Source organism: Actinobaculum sp. 352, assembly GCF_003957265.1.
Classification (GTDB): Bacteria; Actinomycetota; Actinomycetes; order Actinomycetales; family Actinomycetaceae; genus Asp313.
Genome location: NZ_RQSN01000004.1, coordinates 1 through 20,198, shown reverse-complemented (window position 1 = coordinate 20,198; position 20,198 = coordinate 1). Strand labels below are relative to the sequence as shown.

17 protein-coding genes are annotated in these 20,198 nt (G+C 60.6%); 12 read left to right on the top strand and 5 right to left on the bottom strand.

Annotation, left to right across the window (positions count from 1 at the left end):
• The first annotated feature begins 378 nt into the window (after positions 1-378).
• From rlmN to EKN07_RS05195, 11 genes are all read left to right on the top strand, one after another.
• A complete protein-coding gene (rlmN, locus tag EKN07_RS05245) occupies positions 379-1,602 on the top strand; it encodes a 23S rRNA (adenine(2503)-C(2))-methyltransferase RlmN (RefSeq protein ID WP_108716693.1) in 1,224 nt (407 codons plus the stop codon).
• On the top strand, positions 1,599-2,147 hold the full coding sequence (locus tag EKN07_RS05240) for a DivIVA domain-containing protein (protein WP_108715889.1): 549 nt from the start codon (positions 1,599-1,601) through the stop codon (positions 2,145-2,147). Before rlmN ends, EKN07_RS05240 begins: the two co-directional genes overlap by 4 nt.
• Before the next feature lie 69 nt (positions 2,148-2,216).
• Complete coding sequence (gene dxr, locus EKN07_RS05235) at positions 2,217-3,506, top strand: 1-deoxy-D-xylulose-5-phosphate reductoisomerase (RefSeq protein WP_206435684.1); 1,290 nt, start codon at positions 2,217-2,219, stop codon at positions 3,504-3,506.
• A 21-nt stretch (positions 3,507-3,527) separates the two neighbouring features.
• A complete protein-coding gene (locus EKN07_RS05230) occupies positions 3,528-4,832 on the top strand; it encodes a site-2 protease family protein (RefSeq protein WP_126145819.1) in 1,305 nt (434 codons plus the stop codon).
• Between the two features lie 211 nt (positions 4,833-5,043).
• On the top strand, positions 5,044-5,859 hold the full coding sequence (locus EKN07_RS05225; protein WP_126145818.1) for a hypothetical protein: 816 nt from the start codon (positions 5,044-5,046) through the stop codon (positions 5,857-5,859).
• Positions 5,859-6,641, top strand: coding sequence for a hypothetical protein (locus EKN07_RS05220; protein ID WP_126145817.1), 783 nt, complete (start codon positions 5,859-5,861; stop codon positions 6,639-6,641). Before EKN07_RS05225 ends, EKN07_RS05220 begins: the two co-directional genes overlap by 1 nt.
• 685 nt (positions 6,642-7,326) lie before the next feature.
• Positions 7,327-8,010 (top strand): hypothetical protein, encoded by a 684-nt coding sequence (locus EKN07_RS05215; RefSeq protein WP_108715883.1) that lies wholly within the window; start codon positions 7,327-7,329, stop codon positions 8,008-8,010.
• Between the two features lie 207 nt (positions 8,011-8,217).
• Positions 8,218-9,366 carry a flavodoxin-dependent (E)-4-hydroxy-3-methylbut-2-enyl-diphosphate synthase gene (gene ispG, locus EKN07_RS05210; RefSeq protein ID WP_108715882.1) on the top strand — a complete coding sequence of 383 codons (1,149 nt, stop codon included), beginning with the start codon at positions 8,218-8,220 and terminating at the stop codon, positions 9,364-9,366.
• A gap of 17 nt (positions 9,367-9,383) precedes the next feature.
• The gene (locus EKN07_RS05205) at positions 9,384-10,244 is read left to right on the top strand and encodes a GNAT family N-acetyltransferase (RefSeq protein WP_126145816.1); all 861 of its coding nucleotides are present in this window, start codon (positions 9,384-9,386) and stop codon (positions 10,242-10,244) included.
• 209 nt (positions 10,245-10,453) lie between these two features.
• Positions 10,454-11,392, top strand: a complete 939-nt coding sequence (locus tag EKN07_RS05200) for an amidohydrolase family protein (RefSeq protein WP_126145815.1) — start codon at positions 10,454-10,456, stop codon at positions 11,390-11,392.
• Between the two features lie 352 nt (positions 11,393-11,744).
• The gene (locus EKN07_RS05195) at positions 11,745-13,643 is read left to right on the top strand and encodes a proline--tRNA ligase (RefSeq protein ID WP_126145814.1); all 1,899 of its coding nucleotides are present in this window, start codon (positions 11,745-11,747) and stop codon (positions 13,641-13,643) included.
• An 81-nt stretch (positions 13,644-13,724) separates the two neighbouring features.
• Here EKN07_RS05195 and EKN07_RS05190 read toward each other — a convergent pair whose 3' ends face one another.
• From EKN07_RS05190 to EKN07_RS05170, 5 genes are all read right to left on the bottom strand, one after another.
• Positions 13,725-14,717, bottom strand: coding sequence for a hypothetical protein (locus EKN07_RS05190; protein WP_126145813.1), 993 nt, complete (start codon positions 14,715-14,717; stop codon positions 13,725-13,727).
• 194 nt (positions 14,718-14,911) lie between these two features.
• Positions 14,912-15,334, bottom strand: coding sequence for a hypothetical protein (locus tag EKN07_RS05185; RefSeq protein ID WP_126145812.1), 423 nt, complete (start codon positions 15,332-15,334; stop codon positions 14,912-14,914).
• Positions 15,335-15,549: 215 nt separating this feature from the next.
• The gene (locus EKN07_RS05180; RefSeq protein ID WP_108714735.1) at positions 15,550-15,831 is read right to left on the bottom strand and encodes a WXG100 family type VII secretion target; all 282 of its coding nucleotides are present in this window, start codon (positions 15,829-15,831) and stop codon (positions 15,550-15,552) included.
• Positions 15,832-15,999: 168 nt separating this feature from the next.
• Positions 16,000-16,320 (bottom strand): WXG100 family type VII secretion target, encoded by a 321-nt coding sequence (locus EKN07_RS05175; RefSeq protein WP_164505388.1) that lies wholly within the window; start codon positions 16,318-16,320, stop codon positions 16,000-16,002.
• Positions 16,321-17,078: 758 nt separating this feature from the next.
• Positions 17,079-17,798 carry a hypothetical protein gene (locus EKN07_RS05170; protein WP_126145811.1) on the bottom strand — a complete coding sequence of 240 codons (720 nt, stop codon included), beginning with the start codon at positions 17,796-17,798 and terminating at the stop codon, positions 17,079-17,081.
• 298 nt (positions 17,799-18,096) lie between these two features.
• Here EKN07_RS05170 and EKN07_RS05165 point away from each other — a divergent pair, with 298 nt between their 5' ends.
• Entirely contained in the window at positions 18,097-19,914 is a 1,818-nt protein-coding gene (locus EKN07_RS05165; protein ID WP_126145810.1) for a hypothetical protein, read from the top strand.
• Positions 19,915-20,198: the final 284 nt, after the last annotated feature.

Sequence of the window (20,198 nt, the reverse complement as noted above, 5' to 3'; positions counted from 1 at the left end):
CGGCGAGCTGCGCCACGGCGATCAGCGGCAAAGCGATTTGCGGCAAGGTGAGCACGCTCGCACCCATCGGATATCGTGCACGCGGCGGCATCATGGAAGAATAGCAGAATCATGAATGATTCATCCCATGCACATTCTGGCGTGACTCAGCGACCCGATGCGCCAAATCGGCACTCGGGCGCAGGAGCGGCGCCGCGTAAGCATGCGGCGCCGGATGCCCCGCATGACTTGACCGGAGCAGGTGTCTCGCGCGATGCAGGCCCGGAGGATGTTGCTCGCCGTGTGGCGCGGGCAGGTGGCACCCGTGACGGGGTACCGGTGCGAGCCATCCGTAACTCGACCTCGGCAGTGGCGGCAGGTAAGCCTACCAGGCAAGTTATGCCCGCCGTGGAGTCAGGCCCGCGCCCGCTATTGTCCTTCGTGCCGGAACGCAAGGGAAAACCACCACGGCATTGGGCCGATCTGGACGTGGCCGAGCGCAAGGAGTGGATGCGGGAACTGGGTTTGCCCGTCTTTCGGGCCGACCAGCTCTCACGGCACTATTTTGAACGGCATGTGGTTGCTCCCGAAGCCATGAGCGATCTTCCCGCCGGTATCCGCGACGACGTCGTCGCCACTGTTTTTCCGCAGCTGCTGACAAAAGTGCAGGATTTGCAGGCCGACGGCGGGCGAACGATCAAGAGCGCATGGAGGCTTTTCGACGGCGGCATGGTGGAAACCGTGCTTATGCGCTACCCGAACCGAGTGACCCTATGTATTTCCTCGCAGGCCGGGTGCGGCATGGCATGCCCCTTCTGTGCCACGGGCCAGGGAGGCCTCACCCGTAATCTCTCGGCGGCCGAAATCGTGGAGCAGGTACGCCTGGGGATGGTGGCGGCGGCTTCCGGCGAACTTGCCGGAGAGCCCGCGCGGGTGACCAACGTGGTGTTCATGGGGATGGGCGAACCTCTATCCAACTGGAAACAGGTACGGGCCGCCTTGCACCGCATCATCGAACCTGTACCGGCGGGCTTCGGCCTGTCAGCCCGTAATGTCACCGTGTCGACGGTGGGCATGGTTCCGCTTATCGCAAAACTCGCCGACGAAGGCTTCCCGGTGACACTCGCGGTATCCCTGCACGCCCCGGACGATACCCTGCGAGACCCGCTTATTCCCATTAACTCTCGTTTCAAGGTGGGCGAACTGTTAGACGCAGCACGCGCCTACTTCGTGAAAACAGGACGCCGCGTCTCCATCGAATACGCTCTGATCCGGGATATGAACGACCACGTGTGGAGGGCGCAACTCCTCGCCGACGAACTCAACGCTCGCGGGCGTGGCTGGGTTCACGTCAACCCCATCCCTTTGAATCCAACGCCCGGTTCGATCTGGACGGCCAGCACACCGCAGGCACAACAGGCATTCGTTGATACCCTGGTAAGTGCGGGTATTCCCACGACGATCCGTGATACGCGCGGAAGCGATATCGATGGTGCATGCGGCCAGCTTGTCGCGGAGGTCAGTGGTGTATCCACACGGGCAAAGAAAGCTGCCGCAGCTGCCGAGGCCTTGCGCTCCGGCTCCGCCGACGGCAGCGGGGCACCCAGGGAGGACGGGCAATGAGTAAGGACACCTTCGAGCGGGTGGGCTTCTTCGCCACTGGCTACGATCCGGACGAGGTCGACGATTTTCTCGCCAGGGCGAAGGAGGCTTATAACGGCGTGGGAGCCAGTAGGTTTGGCGAAGCGGATGTGCGCAACGCCGGTTTTGGCCGAGCTCGCAATGGTTATAGTCCTTCTGCCGTGGACGCGGCGTTGGACCGGCTAGAAGCGGCCTTCATCCAGCGGCGCCGGGCCGAAGTGGTGGCCCGGCAGGGTGAAAACGCCTGGCTCAACGAAACATACGAGAACGCGAAGAGCCTGTACCCGCGCCTGCTGCGCCCGCGCGGTGAACGCTTCGCCAACGCCGACGGCTGGGGATACTCCAAAGACGCCGTGGATAGAATGGTCGACCACTTAGCCGAGTACTTCGACGGCAAACGGACCTTGACCTCCTCCGACATACGAGAGGTTGTGTTCCCCGCCGCGAAGAACGCAAAGGCTTATGACGAAGGCGTCGTCGACGTGTATTTCGACCGTGCCCTGTCCGTGCTGCTTGCGGTTGAGTGAGACGGCGTGGATACATTTGAACTGCCGGACCCGATCCGGGAACAAGATGTGACTGAGGCGCCAGCTTCGATCCAGTCAAGCGATGCGGATCGATCAGCGAATATCAAACGCCGGGGAGTGGTGATTCTCGGCTCCACGGGTTCAATTGGAACGCAGGCGCTCGATGTCATCGCTACGCGGCGTGATCTTTACCGTGTTCTTGCCTTGGGGGCGGGCGGAGGAAACCTGGAGCTGTTGGCCGAGCAGGCCATCACCTTCAATGTGCCGTGTATTGGGGTTGCGAATCCTGCAACCGCGACTGAACTACGGACCATTGTGCAGAAGCGTTGGGCTTCGGAAGGACGCACCGCAGGCGGTTTCCCGGAGATCCTTGCCGGTGCGGACGCAATAGAGAATCTGGCGACGTCGTGGGGTGAGGCCGCGCAGTCAGAAGGCGTGGACAGCGTCGTCGTCCTGAACGGTATCACCGGGTCGGTGGGCCTGGCACCAACGCTGGCGGCGTTATCCAGCGGCGCCACCCTGGCACTGGCCAATAAAGAATCCATTGTGGCCGGTGGCGCGTTGGTACGCGCGGCAATGACGCGCCCGGGGCAGATCGTTCCGGTAGATTCGGAGCATTCTGCCATAGCGCAAGCGCTGCGTTCGGGCCTTCATCACCGTGGTCTCACCTCGCCATCCCTGGATGGAAAGAGCGACGTGAGGCGGATTATTCTCACCGCTTCGGGTGGTCCTTTCCGGGGGATGCGCCGTTCACAGCTGGCAGACGTGACTCCTGCTCGTGCTTTAGCGCATCCCACCTGGGATATGGGGCCGGTTGTCACAATCAACTCGTCAACACTGATGAACAAGGGTTTAGAGCTGATTGAGGCCGCCTATCTTTTCGACATGCCTGCCGAGGACATCGTTCCCGTAGTACATCCGCAGTCGGTTATTCATTCCATGGTCGAGTTCCACGACGGGGCAACCATCGCGCAGGCTTCTCCGCCGGATATGCGCCTTCCGATCGCCCTGGGGCTGTCCTGGCCCGAGCGGCTGGACCGCGTGAGCACTCCGAACCGGTGGAACTCGCCGGTGCAGTGGACCTTTGAACCCCTGGATCTGGAGACATTCCCGGCTGTGCAGGTGGCGCGCGACGCCGTGGCTGCCTCGCCCCTGCATCCGGCAGTGATGAACGCAGCGAACGAAGAATGCGTGGCGGCTTTTCTGCAGGAGCGTTTACCGTACCTTGGCATAGTTGACACGGTTGTCGAAGTACTCGGCGAATTTTCAGGGCCATCTGGCATTCTCGACATGGAGGCGGTTCATGCAGCCGAAGACTGGGCACGTGCCCGTGCTCGCGAACTCATAGCCCTCCGCTAGCGAGAAAGGATCTAGGACAACGTGCGCTCAATCCCGGGAATCCTCTTCCTCGTCCTCGGGCTGCTTGTATCCGTCGGCCTGCACGAATTAGGGCATCTCGTTCCCGCGAAGAAGTTCGGAGTCAAGGTATCCCAGTATTTCATTGGCTTTGGCCCCACTCTCTGGTCCACCACAATTCGGGGTACTGAGTATGGTCTCAAGGCGATCCCACTGGGCGGATATGTGCGTTTATCCGGGATGCTGGCACCCGGAAAGGAAAGCCGTAAACGTGTTGGACGGCGTGGGCAAGTCACTTTAGCCGAGGAGGCGCGGCTTGCCTCGGCCGAGGAAATCGGCCCGGGAGAGGAGGATCAGGCCTTTTGGCGCCTGTCGGCTCCGCGCAAGCTCGTCGTCATGTTCTCCGGGCCTTTCGTGAACCTGCTGCTCGCGGGACTCTGCTTCACCATCGTTATGTGCGGTATCGGTTCGCCGACACCAACCAACCAGGTTTCCTATGTGGCGCAGTGCATTACCACCGCACAGGAGTGCACGTCCGATGATCCGGTCTCTCCGGCACGCGCTGCCGGGCTGGAGAGCGGCGATACCATCACGCGCTGGGGAGACGCCGACATTGAGAATTGGGAGGATGTGCAAAGCGCCATTGCCGCAGGAGGCGATGCCCCGGTTTCCGTCACGGTTACGCGAGCGGGCGAGGAGCGTACGCTGACGGTGACACCCGTGCTGACGCAGCGCCCCGTCACCGATTCATCCGGCAATGTGGTGACCGACAGTTCGGGCAATCTGGTGACCGAGTTACGGCCCTATGTGGGGGTATCACCCGCCTATGCACAGGTGGCGCAGCCGCTCAGCGCAGTGCCGGGGCAGGTGTGGACCATATCGAAGGCCACCGCGGGCGTTCTTCTGCGCCTGCCGGTAGAACTCTGGCATACGACAACAGACCTCATTTCCGGCAATGAACGATCAACCAGCGGTGTTGTCGGCATCGTGGGGGTTGCCGGTATGGCTGGGGAGATCACCAGCGCCGATTCGGATCTTTACGGGGTCTCGGCCCGAATCGGAGACCTCTTGCTCCTGCTGGGTTCTCTGAACCTGACACTGTTCATTTTCAATCTCATCCCCCTGCTGCCCCTAGACGGCGGGCATATGGCTGGTGCGTTATATGAGGGAATACGCAGGCAGATTGCACGGTGGCGTGGCCGTCCTGACCCCGGACCGGTGGATACCGCGCGCCTCATGCCTTTGAGCTACGCGGTGGCCGTTGCTTTTATCGCGATGACCGTGCTGCTAATCGTGGCGGATATCGTCAACCCTATCAGCCTGCGATAGCAGTGCCGTCGGGTGGGGTGCCTTTGCGGTGCCACGTTAGCTGTCCGCTTCTCAACGGCACTGTGTAGGAGGTCCCGATTGCAGCAGTCTGCGTCTGATATTCTGCGACGGCCTGTTATCTGACTTCGCTATCAGGTAGTGTGGGCACTATGAACAGCAGCAAGTCGCACACAGAATACGAAACCTCTCGTCGGCGCGGGGAAGATCTCTAATGAGGGGCCGCGGCGTGGCGGGTGACGCTGATCGGATGTGGATCGCGGATGAGGTAGCTGAAGCAGTCGGCGAGTTGGACGATCCGCCAGAATGGCGCGTGTCGTTCATGTCATTCCAGTGGCTGATGGTTCTGGTCTGCCCGGCCGCGGCGGTTATCCTCCCTGGAGGGCCCGGTCGCGGTGGGTGGGTAGCGGCATTGACGCTAATGCTGCTCGTCCCAGGGATGCTCATCGCCCAAATCGGTGCGGGTGTGTTGACCGGCATTGCTACCCGGTTCTTTCATCCGACTCGCGTCTTCGCCCGCACAGCCTCCATCATGCGTGTCTACTACATCAGTGTTATGGTTACCGTGCTGTGTGCCCCCGACTTGGACGATTACCAGGAGTACCTTTCGATTGTCGGCTCGCTGTTGCGGCTACTGCGGCTTCCAACGTTTATTTGGGAAGGAGTGCCTGGAGTCGTTTATCTTTGTGGAATGCTGGCTACGCCATGTCTAATGTTGGGTGTTCTTTTTTCTGCGTTGGTGGACTGGAGCCGGGTGCGGGATGCTGCATATTGGAGTCGGCATGACGAGTCATGGGCGCAATCAACCTGGCAAGATCACGTTCCGGCCAGCCAGACCTCGTCGCGTCTCGATCATGTTGGTGGCTCAGCTGCTACAGCGGACGTACCTTCTGTAAGGGAGGTGCCTACCGCGACGGAGCTGTCCACAGACGCCGCTGATTCCGCAGATCCCGCATCTGGGTCCTCGGCAGGGGGCGCCGATGGTCTGGAACGTGGGCCGCAGGACTGGTGGCGAGACGGGGAGCATTGATGCGCGGGGAGAGCGAATTCGATGAGGAGCAGCTGGCTCGCGATGTTGCCTGTGCAGTCGGTGAGGCGGAGGAGCCGCCGGCTTGGCGTGTGCTGTTACAGGGACTGCAGTGGTTCATGATCATTGTGTGTCCGACAATGGCGGTCGTTCTACCCGGCGGGCAGGGTGGTCCCGGATGGATGGCGCTTGTAGCAATATACACTGCGGTGCCGCTGATGTTGATCTTCCAGACAGCAACTTGTGCGCTCACAATGCTGGCGTCCCGATCCCTCGAACCTCGGCGGGTCTTTAGGCGAACGGCAAAGGTATTGTGTTCCTATTACGTAGCCGTCATGGTTACCGGCTTGCTCTTTCCCGACGCCGACGACACACAAGACTACCCGTCACCCATCGGCCTCCTGCTAGGAGGGGGCGAAGTCTCGCTGTCTCTCGCCGAAGTCTTGGGCTGGGTAGCCCGGGCCATGGGAATTATCACCATGGGCCTTTTACTCGCCGCTTTCCTGTCTGCCTTCGCTGACCGGAATAAGGCAAGTGAGGCCGCGTATTCAAGTCGGCATGGCCTGGCGGCCAAACGACCAGCCCACCGGGAGCGGGCCCAGGGCAAGGACCCCGTCGCAGTTGGTCGAACGGTGCTGGGTGGGGAACATGAGCCGACTATATCGGACGTGCCTGCGCCGTCGCAGGCCTTGGAGGACACCGCTAGCTGTGCGGGTGCAGAGGAGTCCGGCTCTGCACCAATTTCTCCGGCTATGCATAAGGTGAAAGGTCGTGAGCAGTGTTGAGCCGTGAAAGAAAGCCGGAGGTCACGAGAGATCCGCAGATGCCGGAAGACGATTGTGCGGCACGGACTGCCTCGGATGGTCAAACGCCCAGTGCAGTGGATGTGACGCTGGAGCCGTTTCGATGGCGTGACACGTATGTGCCGGTGCAATGGCTGATGTGGGGACTGTGCCCAATACTCGCGCTTGCTCTGCCTGGCGGCGGTGACCCGGGTGTGCAGACCTTTGGAACCTTGCTATTGCTGTGTCCATACATACTCGTACTGCAAGCTACGATAGGCGTACTCACAGGCAAGGCTGTACACTGGGCTGGCTGGTCGCCGAGAATGAAGCCAACTGCCATACTACTCGGCAGCTATTACCTTGCTCTGATCGTGGCAGGGGCTAGTGCACCCTCGGAGACCGGGCACGGAGTCCATCCATCAATTCTCGAATCCGCCCTGGGGCTTGAGGCACGTGCTCTTAGCAGGATCACCGGTGTGGTGGCACTTGCTGTGCCAATCCTTCTTTTTGCTGCGCTCTGCTCGGCAATACGTGATTATCGGTGGGCTAAGCGATTTGCTCCGCCGCCCGCGCCAGATCCCAATGTAACAGGCGCATACCGAAACGGACGCGACAGTCGCTCCGCCGTCGACACCACCCAATCGGATCAGCCGCCTTTCGGTATGGACCATAGAAGAGGGGCACCATGGACGAACTAATAGAAGACGAACTAATAGAAGATGGTGGCGCGTGTAACCGGGATGCTGAGCGTGCTGATCAGCCCGACGATGCACCGCAGGGTGGGGAAGTAGTCCCCAGCGTAAATGTCCACAACACCACGCCGAGCAGCCAGCTGTCCGCCTCCTCAATGTCAACCAGCACAGGCGCTCGAGCCGAACCGCTTGACGGAGATTACGTCCCCACGTGGCGTGTGAAGCTGTTGACGATCCAGTGGGTCATGTGGCCGCTGTGCCCATTCTTGTTAGTCATAGTGCCAGGCAGCTTCGGAAATGGAACCGATGTCAGTCTTTTCAATCTGGCCGTCGGCGTTGGCCTCTTCGTATTCCAACTTGCTATCGGATTATTGACTCATGGCGCGACAGAACAGGAGAACCCGCGCAGGATCAGTAGTTCCAGCGCATTCTTCTTGGTTTTTTACTATGTGGCAGTGCTGATCGTCGCCGTGCTGAGCCCCGGAACGAACGCCATGGCCGGATATCGCCCCTCAATGCTCGAGTTGAGCTTGGGGCTTCGCGAAGGAAGTCTCGACGCACTCTACGTAGGCGCAGTTGCTCTCCTCGTATTCTCGGCGTTGGCGACCCTGGCCTCAGCCGGGTCTGACTACCTGGCGGCAGCAAGGAGGCCTGTAACGGCCCAAGGAGGCTCGTAACGCTCCGATCACGTGAAGAGAGAAGCGAATGACAGGTGGTCAAGCGAACAAGGTGAAGAAACCGCCCGCTTGACGCAGGGCGGTGTCATCCCTCCGATGGCCCCGTGCTTATGGGCCGTCGCGCGTAGTCGTTGCATATCACAGACTCAGCCATCCCAATAGGACCGCCGAGGTGGAATACTTGAATACGTGAGTGTCTCGCTAGGTATGCCATCTGTGCGCACAGACCCCGAGGTTCTAGCTGTGCGGAAGAAGACGCGTAAGATCCACGTCGGGTCGGTTGATGTGGGTGGTGACGCGCCCATATCCGTGCAGTCGATGACGACGACGAAGACCCACGACATCGGCGCCACCCTGCAGCAAATTGCTGAATTGACAGCCGCTGGTTGCGATATTGTGCGGGTTGCCTGCCCCACGGACAAGGATGCCGACGCGTTGGCGGTGATTGCGAAGCAGTCGCGTATACCGGTGATCGCGGATATTCACTTCAATCCAAAGTACGTTTTTACTGCCATCAAGGCGGGCTGCGGAGCGGTCCGTGTCAACCCCGGCAATATCCGCAAGTTTGACGATCAGGTGGCGGAGATTTGCAAAGCGGCCTCCGACGCCGACGTTTCTCTTCGCATCGGAGTCAATGCCGGTTCGCTGGATCCCCGTCTCTTGAAGAAGTACGGGCGTGCAACGCCGGAAGCACTCGTCGAATCAGCGGTGTGGGAGGCAAGCCTCTTTGAGGAATGCGGCTTTCACGACTTCAAGATTTCGGTGAAACACCACGACGTCGTCACGATGGTGCAGGCTTACCGGATGCTCGCCGAACGGGGTGACTGGCCACTGCATCTTGGCGTGACTGAGGCCGGTCCCGCTTTCCAGGGCACGATTAAATCCTGCGCCGCATTCGGCATTCTCTTGGCAGAGGGAATCGGCGACACGATTCGTGTTTCGCTGTCGGCGCCTCCGGTGGAGGAAGTCAAAGTTGGTACCAAGCTCCTGGAGACCATGGGGCTCCGACCACGCAAAATGGAGATCGTCTCCTGCCCGTCGTGCGGCAGGGCGCAGGTGGATGTGTGGTCACTGGCGGAAAGCGTCGAGGCGGGCCTGAAAGACATAACCGCACCGTTACGTGTCGCCGTCATGGGATGCGTGGTTAACGGGCCCGGTGAGGCCCGCGAAGCCGATCTAGGATGCGCATCGGGCAACGGCAAGGGCAAGATATTCGTCCGCGGTGAGGTGGTCGAGACCGTACCGGAAGACCAAATTGTTGAAACCTTGCTGCGTCATGCCAACCGTATGGCGGAAGATATGGACTTAGGAAACGAGAACGGAGAGAATTCCGGAGTACAGGTCGTTACCTACTAGTCGGAGGCAGTGTCAAGATGCGCTGGCCGGGTCGAGCCCCCAGTCCGTTGCGGCGTTTAAGCGGTGGCGACCGCGAAGCCGTTGTTTCCCTTCTGGACGCTGATCCCGTCAACGCAGTTTTGGCGCGGTCGAACGTGGACATGTTCGGGTCCGGGCCGTGGCCTGCCCTCGGTTATTTTGATGGTCCGAATAATGAGCTGAGTGCCATGGCGTGGGACTCTGGCAATCTCATCCCTCTCGGTTTCAGCGACGAGGGGCTGGACCGACTCGCGGAGACCGTGCTGAATCGAGGGCGTATCTGCTCATCGTTTGTCGGTCCGGCAGATCAGACTCTGGGTTTGTGGGAGCGGGTGGAACCGTATTGGGGTCCAGCGCGGGGTATCCGGGAACGGCAATACTCCATGGTGATCGATGACCAACCATTGATCCCTGGTGATCCCGAGGTGCGACCGGCACGAATCGGTCAGAGTGACCTCGTCTTGCCCGCATCCGTAGCGATGTTCACGGAGGAGGTCGGCTACGATCCCACCACCTTCGGTAGTGCGTATGTGCATCGGGCGCAAAGCCTGATTCGCTCCGGGCGCACGTACATAAGACTGGGGCAGGCGCCCGACGGCAGTGGACCACGGGTTGTTTTCAAGGCCGATGTTGGCGCGTTGGCTGGTGGGGTTGCACAAATACAAGGAGTCTGGACCGCGCCTGACCTGCGAGGCCAGGGCATCGCGACGGCGGGTATGGCCGCCGTCGTCAAACAGGTTCTTGCTACTTTCGCCCCCACGGTTTCGTTGTACGTCAACGACTTCAATACCTCTGCGGTGGCAGCGTACCGGAAGGTGGGCTTTAGAACCGTGGGAGACTGGGCAACGGTACTGTTTTGAGCGGAAAAAGGTGACTTCGCGCGGGCGCGGTCCGCATCTGCCCAGCACACGCTGAGCCTGCTTGGGCATTTTCGGACCAACCTAGATGTGCGTAACGCAGCGAGTAACACGAGGCCAAAGAAGGTTTTCGGCGCAAGGGAAATACACCTAGGCGCATTTGCAGCTAAGTGACGGTTGACCGATATGGGACTGCCCGGGAGAATGTGCTTATGACACGTGTAATCGATGTTCATGCTCACTACGTCCCGCAGGACTACCGCGAAGCCCTTGTCGCTGCGGGCATTTCGCGGCCGGACGGCTCTCCCGTTCCGCAATGGAGCGCTGCGTCGCATCTTGAGCTAATGGACGAACTCGGTATCGATACCGCGGTGCTTTCCGTATCCAGCCCGGGGCCCTGCTTTGGCGACGACGCAATTGCTTGGGCACAGAGACTCAATGACGAAGGAGCGCGCGCGGTTGCGGAGTATCCCGGGCGGTTTGGGTTGCTGGCATCTTTGCCGATGACCGCTCCGGAGGCGGCAGTCAAGGAGGCTGTGCGTGCTCTGGACGCGTTGTGGGCCGACGGCATCATATTGCTCACGAATGTTGCGGGGCGTTATCCGGCGCATCCAGATTTCAGTGAGCTCTTGGCGGAATTGAATCGTCGTCGTGCGGTGGTATTTCTTCATCCGACGGCGCCGCCGGGTTATGAGTCGATTCCAAACGGTCGTCCCGCGGCTCTTATCGAATATCTCTTTGAGACAACGCGTGCCGTGGTTGACCTTATCCTGTCGCGAACCCTTGAGCGGTATCCGGATATTCGGTGGATTCTGCCGCATAACGGATCCGCGCTCACCGCGACTGCCGACCGCGTTCAACTTCTTACCAACTTCCTCCTGCCGGTGGGATCGCGTCCGAATGTGGAGAAACTGGTTAAGGGCATGTACCACGAAATCGGCTCCTCTGCTCCTTTCCCGCGGCAAGCCCGCACGCTGGTGGATATGGTTGGCACACAGCATCTGGTATTCGGCACTGACACGCCGTATGCTCCAGACCATGCAGTGGTTGAGAACGCGCACCGCATCTGCGGTGGTGGCCTGCTGCGCGGTAAGGACTTGGACGACTTGTTGAGTACAACCGCACTGGAATTGTTTCCCCGACTGGCGTAACGCATGGCGGCGAGCTTCGGCGGCCGCGTCAGCCCAACGGCTTACTGAGCATTTCTTTCCTCCGGCACGTCTTCGCGGCATGGATTATGGCCTCGTGCACTGGTACGGGAGGCATGTATTGCGCGGAAGGCGGTGTGAAGGCAGGAGCATCTGCGCGGCGGGACTAATTCAGAGCGTAGTATGCAGCGGGTCTAAGCAGCGGCAGGACTCGTCTGCGGTGCGGCCAATTGCGGCGAGAGTAGTTTCGGCGCGGCCAATTGCGGCGAGAGTAGTTTCGGCGCGGCCAATTCCTGCGGATACACGAACAGGCTGCCTGTGCGGATGGACGCAGGAGCCGCGCCCACCACAGGGTATGCTTGGTCCCGTGCTGAAGCTATCATCTCTTTTTCTCCGTACCCTGCGGGAGGATCCCGCCGACGCCGAAGTTGCCAGCCATAAGCTGCTGGTGCGAGCCGGTTACATACGCCGTGCCGCGCCCGGCATTTACACCTGGCTACCGTTGGGGCTACGCGTGTTGCGCAATGTTGAGCAGATCGTACGCGAAGAGATGAATCGGGCTGGGGCACAGGAGGTGCTTTTCCCGGCATTGCTTCCCAGCGATCCATACGAGGAGACAGGCAGGTGGAGCGAGTATGGGCCAACGCTTTTCAAACTCAAGGACCGAAAGGAAGCAGACATGCTTCTCGCGCCCACGCACGAGGAGATGTTCACACTGCTTGTAAAGGATCTGTACTCGTCGTATAAGGACCTACCGTTGGTCCTGTACCAGATTCAGACGAAGTACCGTGACGAGGCCCGTCCACGCGCCGGTGTGATTAGAGGCCGCGAGTTCGTTATGAAGGATGCGTACTCCTTCGATATCGACGACGCCGGTCTGGAGTCCTCGTACAGCCTCATGCGCGATGCATACCAGCGGGTCTTTGACAGGCTCGGCTTGCCTTATGCGATTTGTTCGGCAGTCTCCGGTGCAATGGGAGGATCGCGTTCGGAGGAATTTCTCTTCCCTTGTGAAGTTGGCGAGGACACTTTCGTCAGATCGCCCGGCGGGTATGCAGCAAATACGGAAGCGGTCACCACTCCGGCATTGCCGGAACTCGACTATTCCAACGAACCGGAGCCGCTTGTTCTCCCGACGCCGGATGCTCCGACGATCAATACACTGGTCGATGTTGCTAACGACTTGCACCCACGGCAGGGCAGACCGTGGCAGGCGGCAGACACTCTCAAGAATGTCGTGGTGGTGGTCACTCAGCCGGACGGTGAGCGTGAGCTTCTAATCATCGGAGTGCCTGGCGATAGGGATGTCGACCTGAAGCGCGTGGAAGCGAATCTTGCCCCCGCCGAGGTGGAAATGGCAACCGCTGGGGATTTGGAGGAGTTCCCGGAACTCGTTCCCGGTTATATCGGCCCCCAGGTCATCGGACCGCAGTCATCGCGGCGCCGGGCGGAAGCAGGCGCGGCACAAGCGGGGCCGAGCGAAGGGACGGGTGGTGCCCGTGCTGCGGATGGGGAAACCAGTGCAAGTGGTGCTCGCGCTGGGGACGCAGGAACGGCACACCCTGCGCTGCGCTATCTACTAGACCCGCACGTCGCGCGCGGATCAAGCTGGATAACCGGCGCGAATGCCGCGAACAAACATGTTTTCCATCTTGTGTATGGGCGTGACTTCGAGGCCGATGGTTTCCTGGAAGCGGTTGAAGTACGCGCGGGCGACGAAGCGCCTGACGGCTCGGGTCCGCTCGAGATCGCGCGTGGAATCGAGATTGGCCACATCTTCCAGCTGGGTCGCAAATACGCAGATGCTCTGGACCTGACGGTTTTGGACCAGAATGGGAAGTCGCGTGTTGTCACAATGGGCTCCTACGGGATCGGTGTTTCCCGTTTGCTTGCCGCGCTGGCAGAGGCGAACCACGATGAGAAAGGCTTGATATGGCCGAAGAGCGTCGCGCCTGCAACCGTGCACGTAATTGCCACGGGAAAGGACGACGCCGTGTTTGATGCTGCTGCGATGATCGCGGGCGCACTGGACGACGCCGGTGTAGAGGTTCTTTTCGACGACCGGAGGAGGGTTTCCGCAGGTGTGAAGTTTGCCGACTATGAACTCATAGGTGTGCCTTATGCGATCGTGGTTGGTCGCGGTCTGAAGGACGGCGTCGTCGAAATCCGGGATCGCCGCGCGGGGACTGCACGAGAGGTACCCGTCGGAGAGGCGGCGGAGCACTTCGTCGAGGTAGTGCAGGAGGGGGAGTAGATCCCCGCAGTAGAACTTACCGTGACCGACCGCGGCGAGGTGGGCGGCAGCGAAGTGGACTTGAAGAAGGCGTGCAGGCGCTCAATTTGCCCCGGGCATGGCGCCGGCGCTCGCCGCGTCCTCACTAGAGTACAAGGAGCAGGCGTAGTTGACAGTAGCCTCTCGACCGGCTGCATCGGCACTGGCCGCTGCTTGTAGAAGCTGCGCCGTGAGGGCATTCAGAGCGACCGAGGTGTAGCTCTGGCCGTCCGCGAGATCGGGGCGAGCCGCGAAAGCTTCGCGAGTGTCCGCTGTTCCGCCTACGATCATCGCTTCTTCTAGGTGGGTGATTGATTCGATCCGATTCACCTCGAAATCACGCCCATCAGCTGGAAGAGCAGCTGCATCAATTTCCAGCCACTGCCGGACGGAGTCTGCGGCTATGAGAGAGTCGGTAGTTCCGGTGGCGGCAGCGACAATCGTCATGTCGGTGTCACCGCAGCCGGGGGCATCGATGTTGGTGGTGTCTGCCAGGCGATTCGCGAGTAGACGTGCTCCCAGGGAGATCGACAGATAAGTGGCCCTGTCAGCCGCGTCCGCGTCGGAATTGGCGGCCAGCGCTGTGTCCGCCAAGTCCGTCAGTTGGGTGCGAAGTTCGGAATTGTTGGCCGCTGTGCCTGCAGTATTCAATGGTGGATTGGTTTGGCCGGTTGGTGCTCCTGAGGGCCATGGCTGCCAGGTTCCGCCCAGCGACTCGGCCCAGATGGGGCCGGCGTCGGCAATCTCCTGGTAAATGGGAATGTCGGGATTTGCAGTGGCGAGTTGTTGGGCGGCGTTACCGGTACGCAGCGCCTGCTCGACGAGACTTTCCCTCGCCTTTTCCGCGCTGGAGGGAGGCGTGGGCTGTGGGTCCTGATCCAGCCGCACACCTATCGCCACCATGATTCCTGCGAACACTGCCACCGCCAACAGTACGCCACCAAGAAAACGGAGAATTGCGCCAACGTCATGGCGCGGCCTGGCCACTCTGCCTTCGTCATCAGGTGGCGTGTTGCCTTCGGGTTGGTCTTGGACGGTTTTCTTCCGGGCAGTCATGGTTCATATCATGCCATGGGATGACGGCCCACCGTCCTACTGCGCGCACAGATTCTCGGTTCCAGCCTGCCGAGGCTCGAGGCGGAAAGGAACTCGAGGCGGGAAGGAAATCGTCTCACCGGGCACACGGATTCTACTCAGTGGAAGGTACACAGTGCGCCGACGTTGGAAGCGTCTTACTGCGCGCACAGATTCTATGGTTCTTGTTGGGGGAAGTCCGGCAATTCGATATGGGATCCGGTTTGGAAGGTTGCGTCCATATTGTTTGCGCAATCGCGCAAGTACTGGCCGAGTACATCTGGATCGAGATTGAGGGCTGTGGCGGCCTCGATGAGGGCGGAACTGGCGTTATCGTCAGCGTCATACAACTCCTCGACTGCCTGGTGAAGATTGTCCAGAACTTCGCGTAGCCCTTGCTCAGTGTCACTGATACCGCTGCCGATGTCGCCGTTGCTGTCACCGAAATTAGGCGGATAGGTTTCAAGCATTGGCATTGCCCATTGCGCGGTTTGTGCCTCTTCATAGGAGGAACGTACCTGTGTGTACTCCTCGATGAGCTCGTCCAGTTTCGTCATAGTGGCGTTGATTTGTTCAGGGATAAGAACAATATCAGTCATAGGGGCTCTCTTCTCACGCGTGAGGTGGCAGGGAATCCGACAGGGCGGAAAACCCGACGCCCACAGCTCTCTTCTGGTGCGAGAGGTGGTAGTTCGGGCTCTTGCGTTGTGGTGGGTTGTTGGGGTGGGTTGGTGTTGATTGTCGCTTGTGTTGGGGTGTCTGTGTGTGGTTGTGGGGTGGTGTGTGGCCCCGGGGGTGGGGCCACACGGGGTGTTTAGCGGAAGCGGTTGGCTGCGCTTTGGTCGGTTTGGAGGTAGTTTTGGCCGGAGGCGGCTACGCGTTGTGAGGCGATGCGCAGGAGGTCGTTGAGTTCTTGGGCGAGTTTGTCCCATTGGGCTTGGGCTTCGGAGTAGGCGGCTTGGGCGTGGCCGTCCCAGCGTTCCCGGATACCGTTGAGTTTGGACTCGAGGTTGTTGAGGATGTCATCGATACGCGAGTACGAGCTGGACATGCCCGAAGAGCCGGACTGTAGTCCCTCAAAATTGACTTGAATCATGGGTTCGTTTTCTTCCCTTGGTCGACTCGTGCCGAGAATCTGTGCCGGACTCTCTCTCCACGACGGTGGGAATGGAACCGGTGACAGGGGCACGGTGGTATGTGGTTTGGTTTCGTATAGTCCGACCCCGCCTCACACCAGGCCAGGCCGGATGGGGAGGGGTGGGGGTTAGCCGCCCAGGAGGCCTTGCATTTCTCCCCAGGAGGAGGACACGTCGGCTTCGGTGTCTTCAACTTGGGCGGCGGTGCCGGTCAGGTTGGCGGAGAACTCGTCGAGCACGGCGTAGAGTTTGCTCACTCGCGTGTTCCAGTTTTGTTGGAAGTTCATGAACGCGGCAGCACCCGAGCCTTTCCAGGCGCTGGCCCAGCCAGCGATTTCGTTTTCTAGGCGGGAGATTTCACCGGTGAGTTCTTCTTTAGCTGAGGCCACGAGTTGGGCGCCTTCCCGGATCGCACCATCATCGCGTAGCTGGTTAGTGTTGATAGACAACGGCCACACACTCCTTCACATAATCCATTGGTGTCGTGCTTTGCCAGTATGTTGTGTTGCGGTGACGTCCTGCTCGGGCCCGGAGGTGAGCGGGAGTTCTGTCACGTGTTCCTCACCCTAACCAGGCCCCGGCCCGGCCCGCTAGCCAACCCAACGGGTATCAATACCCATTGACAACACGCACCACCCCATGCTAACCACCCCGCACGGCACGGCGTTGACACGCCTTCCTATAGGGTCATGAGCGCCGCTGCTTGCGGGCCTCGTGGTGCGCTGGGCAACACGATCAGATGATGTGCGATGTCGCGTTTACCAGCATAAATACGGCCTTATCGATCGTGTCGGTGGGTGCGGTGGCGGGGGCGGGCGGCAGCAATGTCCGCCTTGTTAAGGCGCTGTCTCTACGCGGCTTCTGGAGGTCCGATTGTTGGTCGGAGGGATGCCCTCACACTGACTGGACGTGACGTATTTCACGTTGTCCGTTGGCGGGTGAGGCGGCTTTGACTTGAGCGACGCCGCCTGGGTGTAGTTGTCGGGGAGGTTGTGAACGTGCCGTTGGGTGGTGGTCTGGTCATGGTGGGGGCGTGTCTTTGTTGCGCGTGGTTTTGGATGCTGGATGGGGCCCGCATCCGGGTCTGGGGGTAGCATCTGAAAAGTGGCCGTGGGAGGGTTGGTCATCATGCCAAGCGTGGCATAAGCCCATTAGTCCATGGGCCGAGGTCTGCCCACAAAGTACCGGGCGTGGGATGCCGTGACGCTCAGCCAGTGGTGGGCATGAGGATGAGGGTTTCGGGTGGGTCGTCGGGGTCGATGCGGTAGTCTTCGAAGCTCATGCCGGTGGGTGTGAAGTCTCCGGGGACTTGGTAGTACAGCCAGCCCTCACCGGTTTCGCCCTGGTAGAGTCGTGACACTTTCACAAGGTATTCATCGCCCTTGTACCCTCCAACGGTCATGTAGTGTTCGTAGTATTTACCTTTCGATGTGCCCACGATATGGCGGCCGAGGTCTGTGTATGCTGATGCTTTGTCGGGGTCGTTGTTGGTGATGCGGAGTTTGACGCCGACCCATTTGTGTCCTTCGATGGTGACGGGGTGGTCGGCGGCGGTGAGGATGTCGTTCACATTAGGTGAGTATTCCAGGATCTCCACCGTCCACCCACCGACCTGGGTGGGTCCGGTGACGGTCGGAGAAGCAGACGCCACTGGCGTGGTTGGCTCCGTTGTACTGGCCGTGGTCGTTGGTACGGGTGCTGTTGCCTGCGAGGAGGAGAGGCCCGGTGATGGTGTGCTTGTTGGTTGTGTGCTGGGCGTGTTCCGTCCCGCGATAATAATCCCGGCAACCACGACAGCCACGACCACTACAGCGCCAATGAGCGCCCAGGCCCAGCCGCGCGAGCGATCCCGACCAGCCGTCGCAGTTGTATTAGCTTGAGTTGGGCCGGCTATGTGAGGGTCGTTGTTGGGCGGTGGTGTGGTCATAGTGGGGGGTCTTTCTGTCCGAGTCTCGGGTTGTCGTGTTCTTTGATTGTGACAGATCGCGATGTGGTCCGCATTCTCCACAGCAAGTTTGAGAGTCGTGAAAGCAGCGTGACAGGCCTATGACCTGCGCAAACACGGTGAGGAGCATGTTAAGGACAAGAAATACACTTCCGTATCCGCTGGACAAGACAACTATAAGTCGTTAGAGTCTGTTGCATCACACACGATCCTGTTCCGGGTGCTGGGGTGCTCACCGAGTACGACCCTAACTGGGACGCGAGGGGAGAGGGGACAGCAGTTGGCCAGTCGTGAGCAACGGGATATTCTGGCGCAGATCGCGACCTTCGACCCAGAAGAGGCACAGCAACTGGCCGAAAAACTGAATGAGGTCAGTGATGGTTTTGAGGGGTTGCGTCGCAGGGTTAATGGGATGTTGAATCCAGATGATTGGGGGATTCGGGGTGCGACGGCGGATGCGATGCTGTCGTCGCTGGAATGGGTGAGGAACCGCCTAGGAGACCACGCGGATGATACGGAAGCCATGGGCAAGTCGGTTCAAGTGATCGCTGACGTGACGATTCAGGCCCGAGCCGCACACAAGGAGATTAGTGCGGATACGACATCGTCGGATGCGGCGTATGTGGCGCAGTCAGGGGTTGTCGCGGTTCGTGGTCTTGCGAATCCGGATGTGGATGTGACGGGGCAGTTGGACCATGCTCATCAGGCGCATGAGGCTCGTGATAGTGGGTATGAGGAGCGGGCTGGGCGGATGGTGGATTATGTGGGTGAGGAGGTGGATCGTGCGATTCGCATGCTCCCCAGGAGCGAGAAAGCGGCTCCGCGGTCCTATGTGACCTACATGCCGCCGTCGTCGTCTGGTGTGGATTCGTCGGTGACGGGTCTACCCTCTGATGGTGGGGCGTCGTATGCGGCGGCGTTGGCGGAGGGCCGCCCGGCCGAGACGGATCCGGATGTGGATGTGTCGGATACGGGGTCTGTTGTTCCGTCGGTGGGTGCGGTTGCGGCGGGTGTGGGTGTTTCTGGGAGTTTGGCGTGGATGTTTTCGTGGTATGCGGGTGAGCGTGTGGAGGGCATGGTGGGTACTCCGCAAGGGCGGATGATCCGAGCTGATTCGGCGGAGGCACGCTACTTGTATGGTCCGGGTGGAGGGGATTTGATGGACCGGGTCCGGGAAGCCGGACGTCTCTCCTTCCAAGACAACAACAACCCCACGGGTGGTGCGGCGGGTGCGGCTGCTGGGGCGGCGGGTGCGGCCGCGGGTGCTGCTGGTGCTGCTGGGTTGGCCCGTGGTGCGGCATCTGGTGTGCGGTGGAGTAATGCGCAGCAGATGGGTATGCGTCCCACCCGTATCCCCTTATCAGGCCAACCCCAACAAGGCACCGGTACCGGGGCCCGTGGAACCGGGGCCGGGACACGAGGCACGGGTGTGCGTGGCGGGCAGGCACAACAGGCCGGTATGCGTGGCACCGGTGGTGCGCGGGGCGGCCAAGCCGCTAATGGCCGTGGGGCTGGTGCGGGCGGCGTCCGGGGTGGCCAAGCCCAGGGTGACCGTGGAACCGGTGTTCGTGGTGGACAAGCCGCTGGTGGTCGTGCTGGGACTGGCCGTGGAGCCGGTACGGGCGGCGTCCGGGGCGGTCAGGCGCAGCAATCTGGCCGTGGCACGGGTCGTGCTGGAACGGGTGTGCGCGGCGGGCAGGCACAACAGGCCGGTATGCGTGGCACCGGCATGCGGGGCGGTCAAGTACAGCAGTCCGGTACTCGTGGCGCTAGTGTGCGTGGCGGTCAAGCGCAGCAGTCTGGTGTGCGTGGCACGGGCATGCGTGGTGCTGGTCGGAAGAGGGATGAGCGGGAGCGGACGTGGAGTCCTGAGGTGTGGTGTGCTATGCGTGGTCGGGAGGTTCCGGACCCGCAGGAAGAGGAACGTCGTAAGGAGGAGGCGCTCAAGCGGTTGGATGCGGTGTGGTTGAGTCGTCATGGTGCGGAGAGTGTGCGTGAGCGTGAGCGGCGTGAGGCCGAAGAGGCCACCCGCCGTGAAATGTTCTCCCGCCCCCTCCTGTACTGGCGAGAGCCCCGCGAGAAGGGTCAAGGCCAATGACAGCTGTGCGTCGTGTTCACGCTGCCAGGTGCCTGTTTCCAGGCGTGATCTCCACACCAGTTGCACGGCTGGTTGATCCGACCGTGCGGGGACGACCACCGTAAGTGTGGTCGCGTGGGGTGTGCGGCATGCTGGCCTTGTGGCTTGATGGGTGGTAGCTATCCCGGGTGTGGGGTGGACGTTGACGTTGAGCATGGGCGTGCCTGGTCGACCGAACGGGTGGATCGAGGAGCGAGGAGAACTGCTGTGCGGCGGCCGTCGTTTTGGGCGGCGTAATAGTTCAG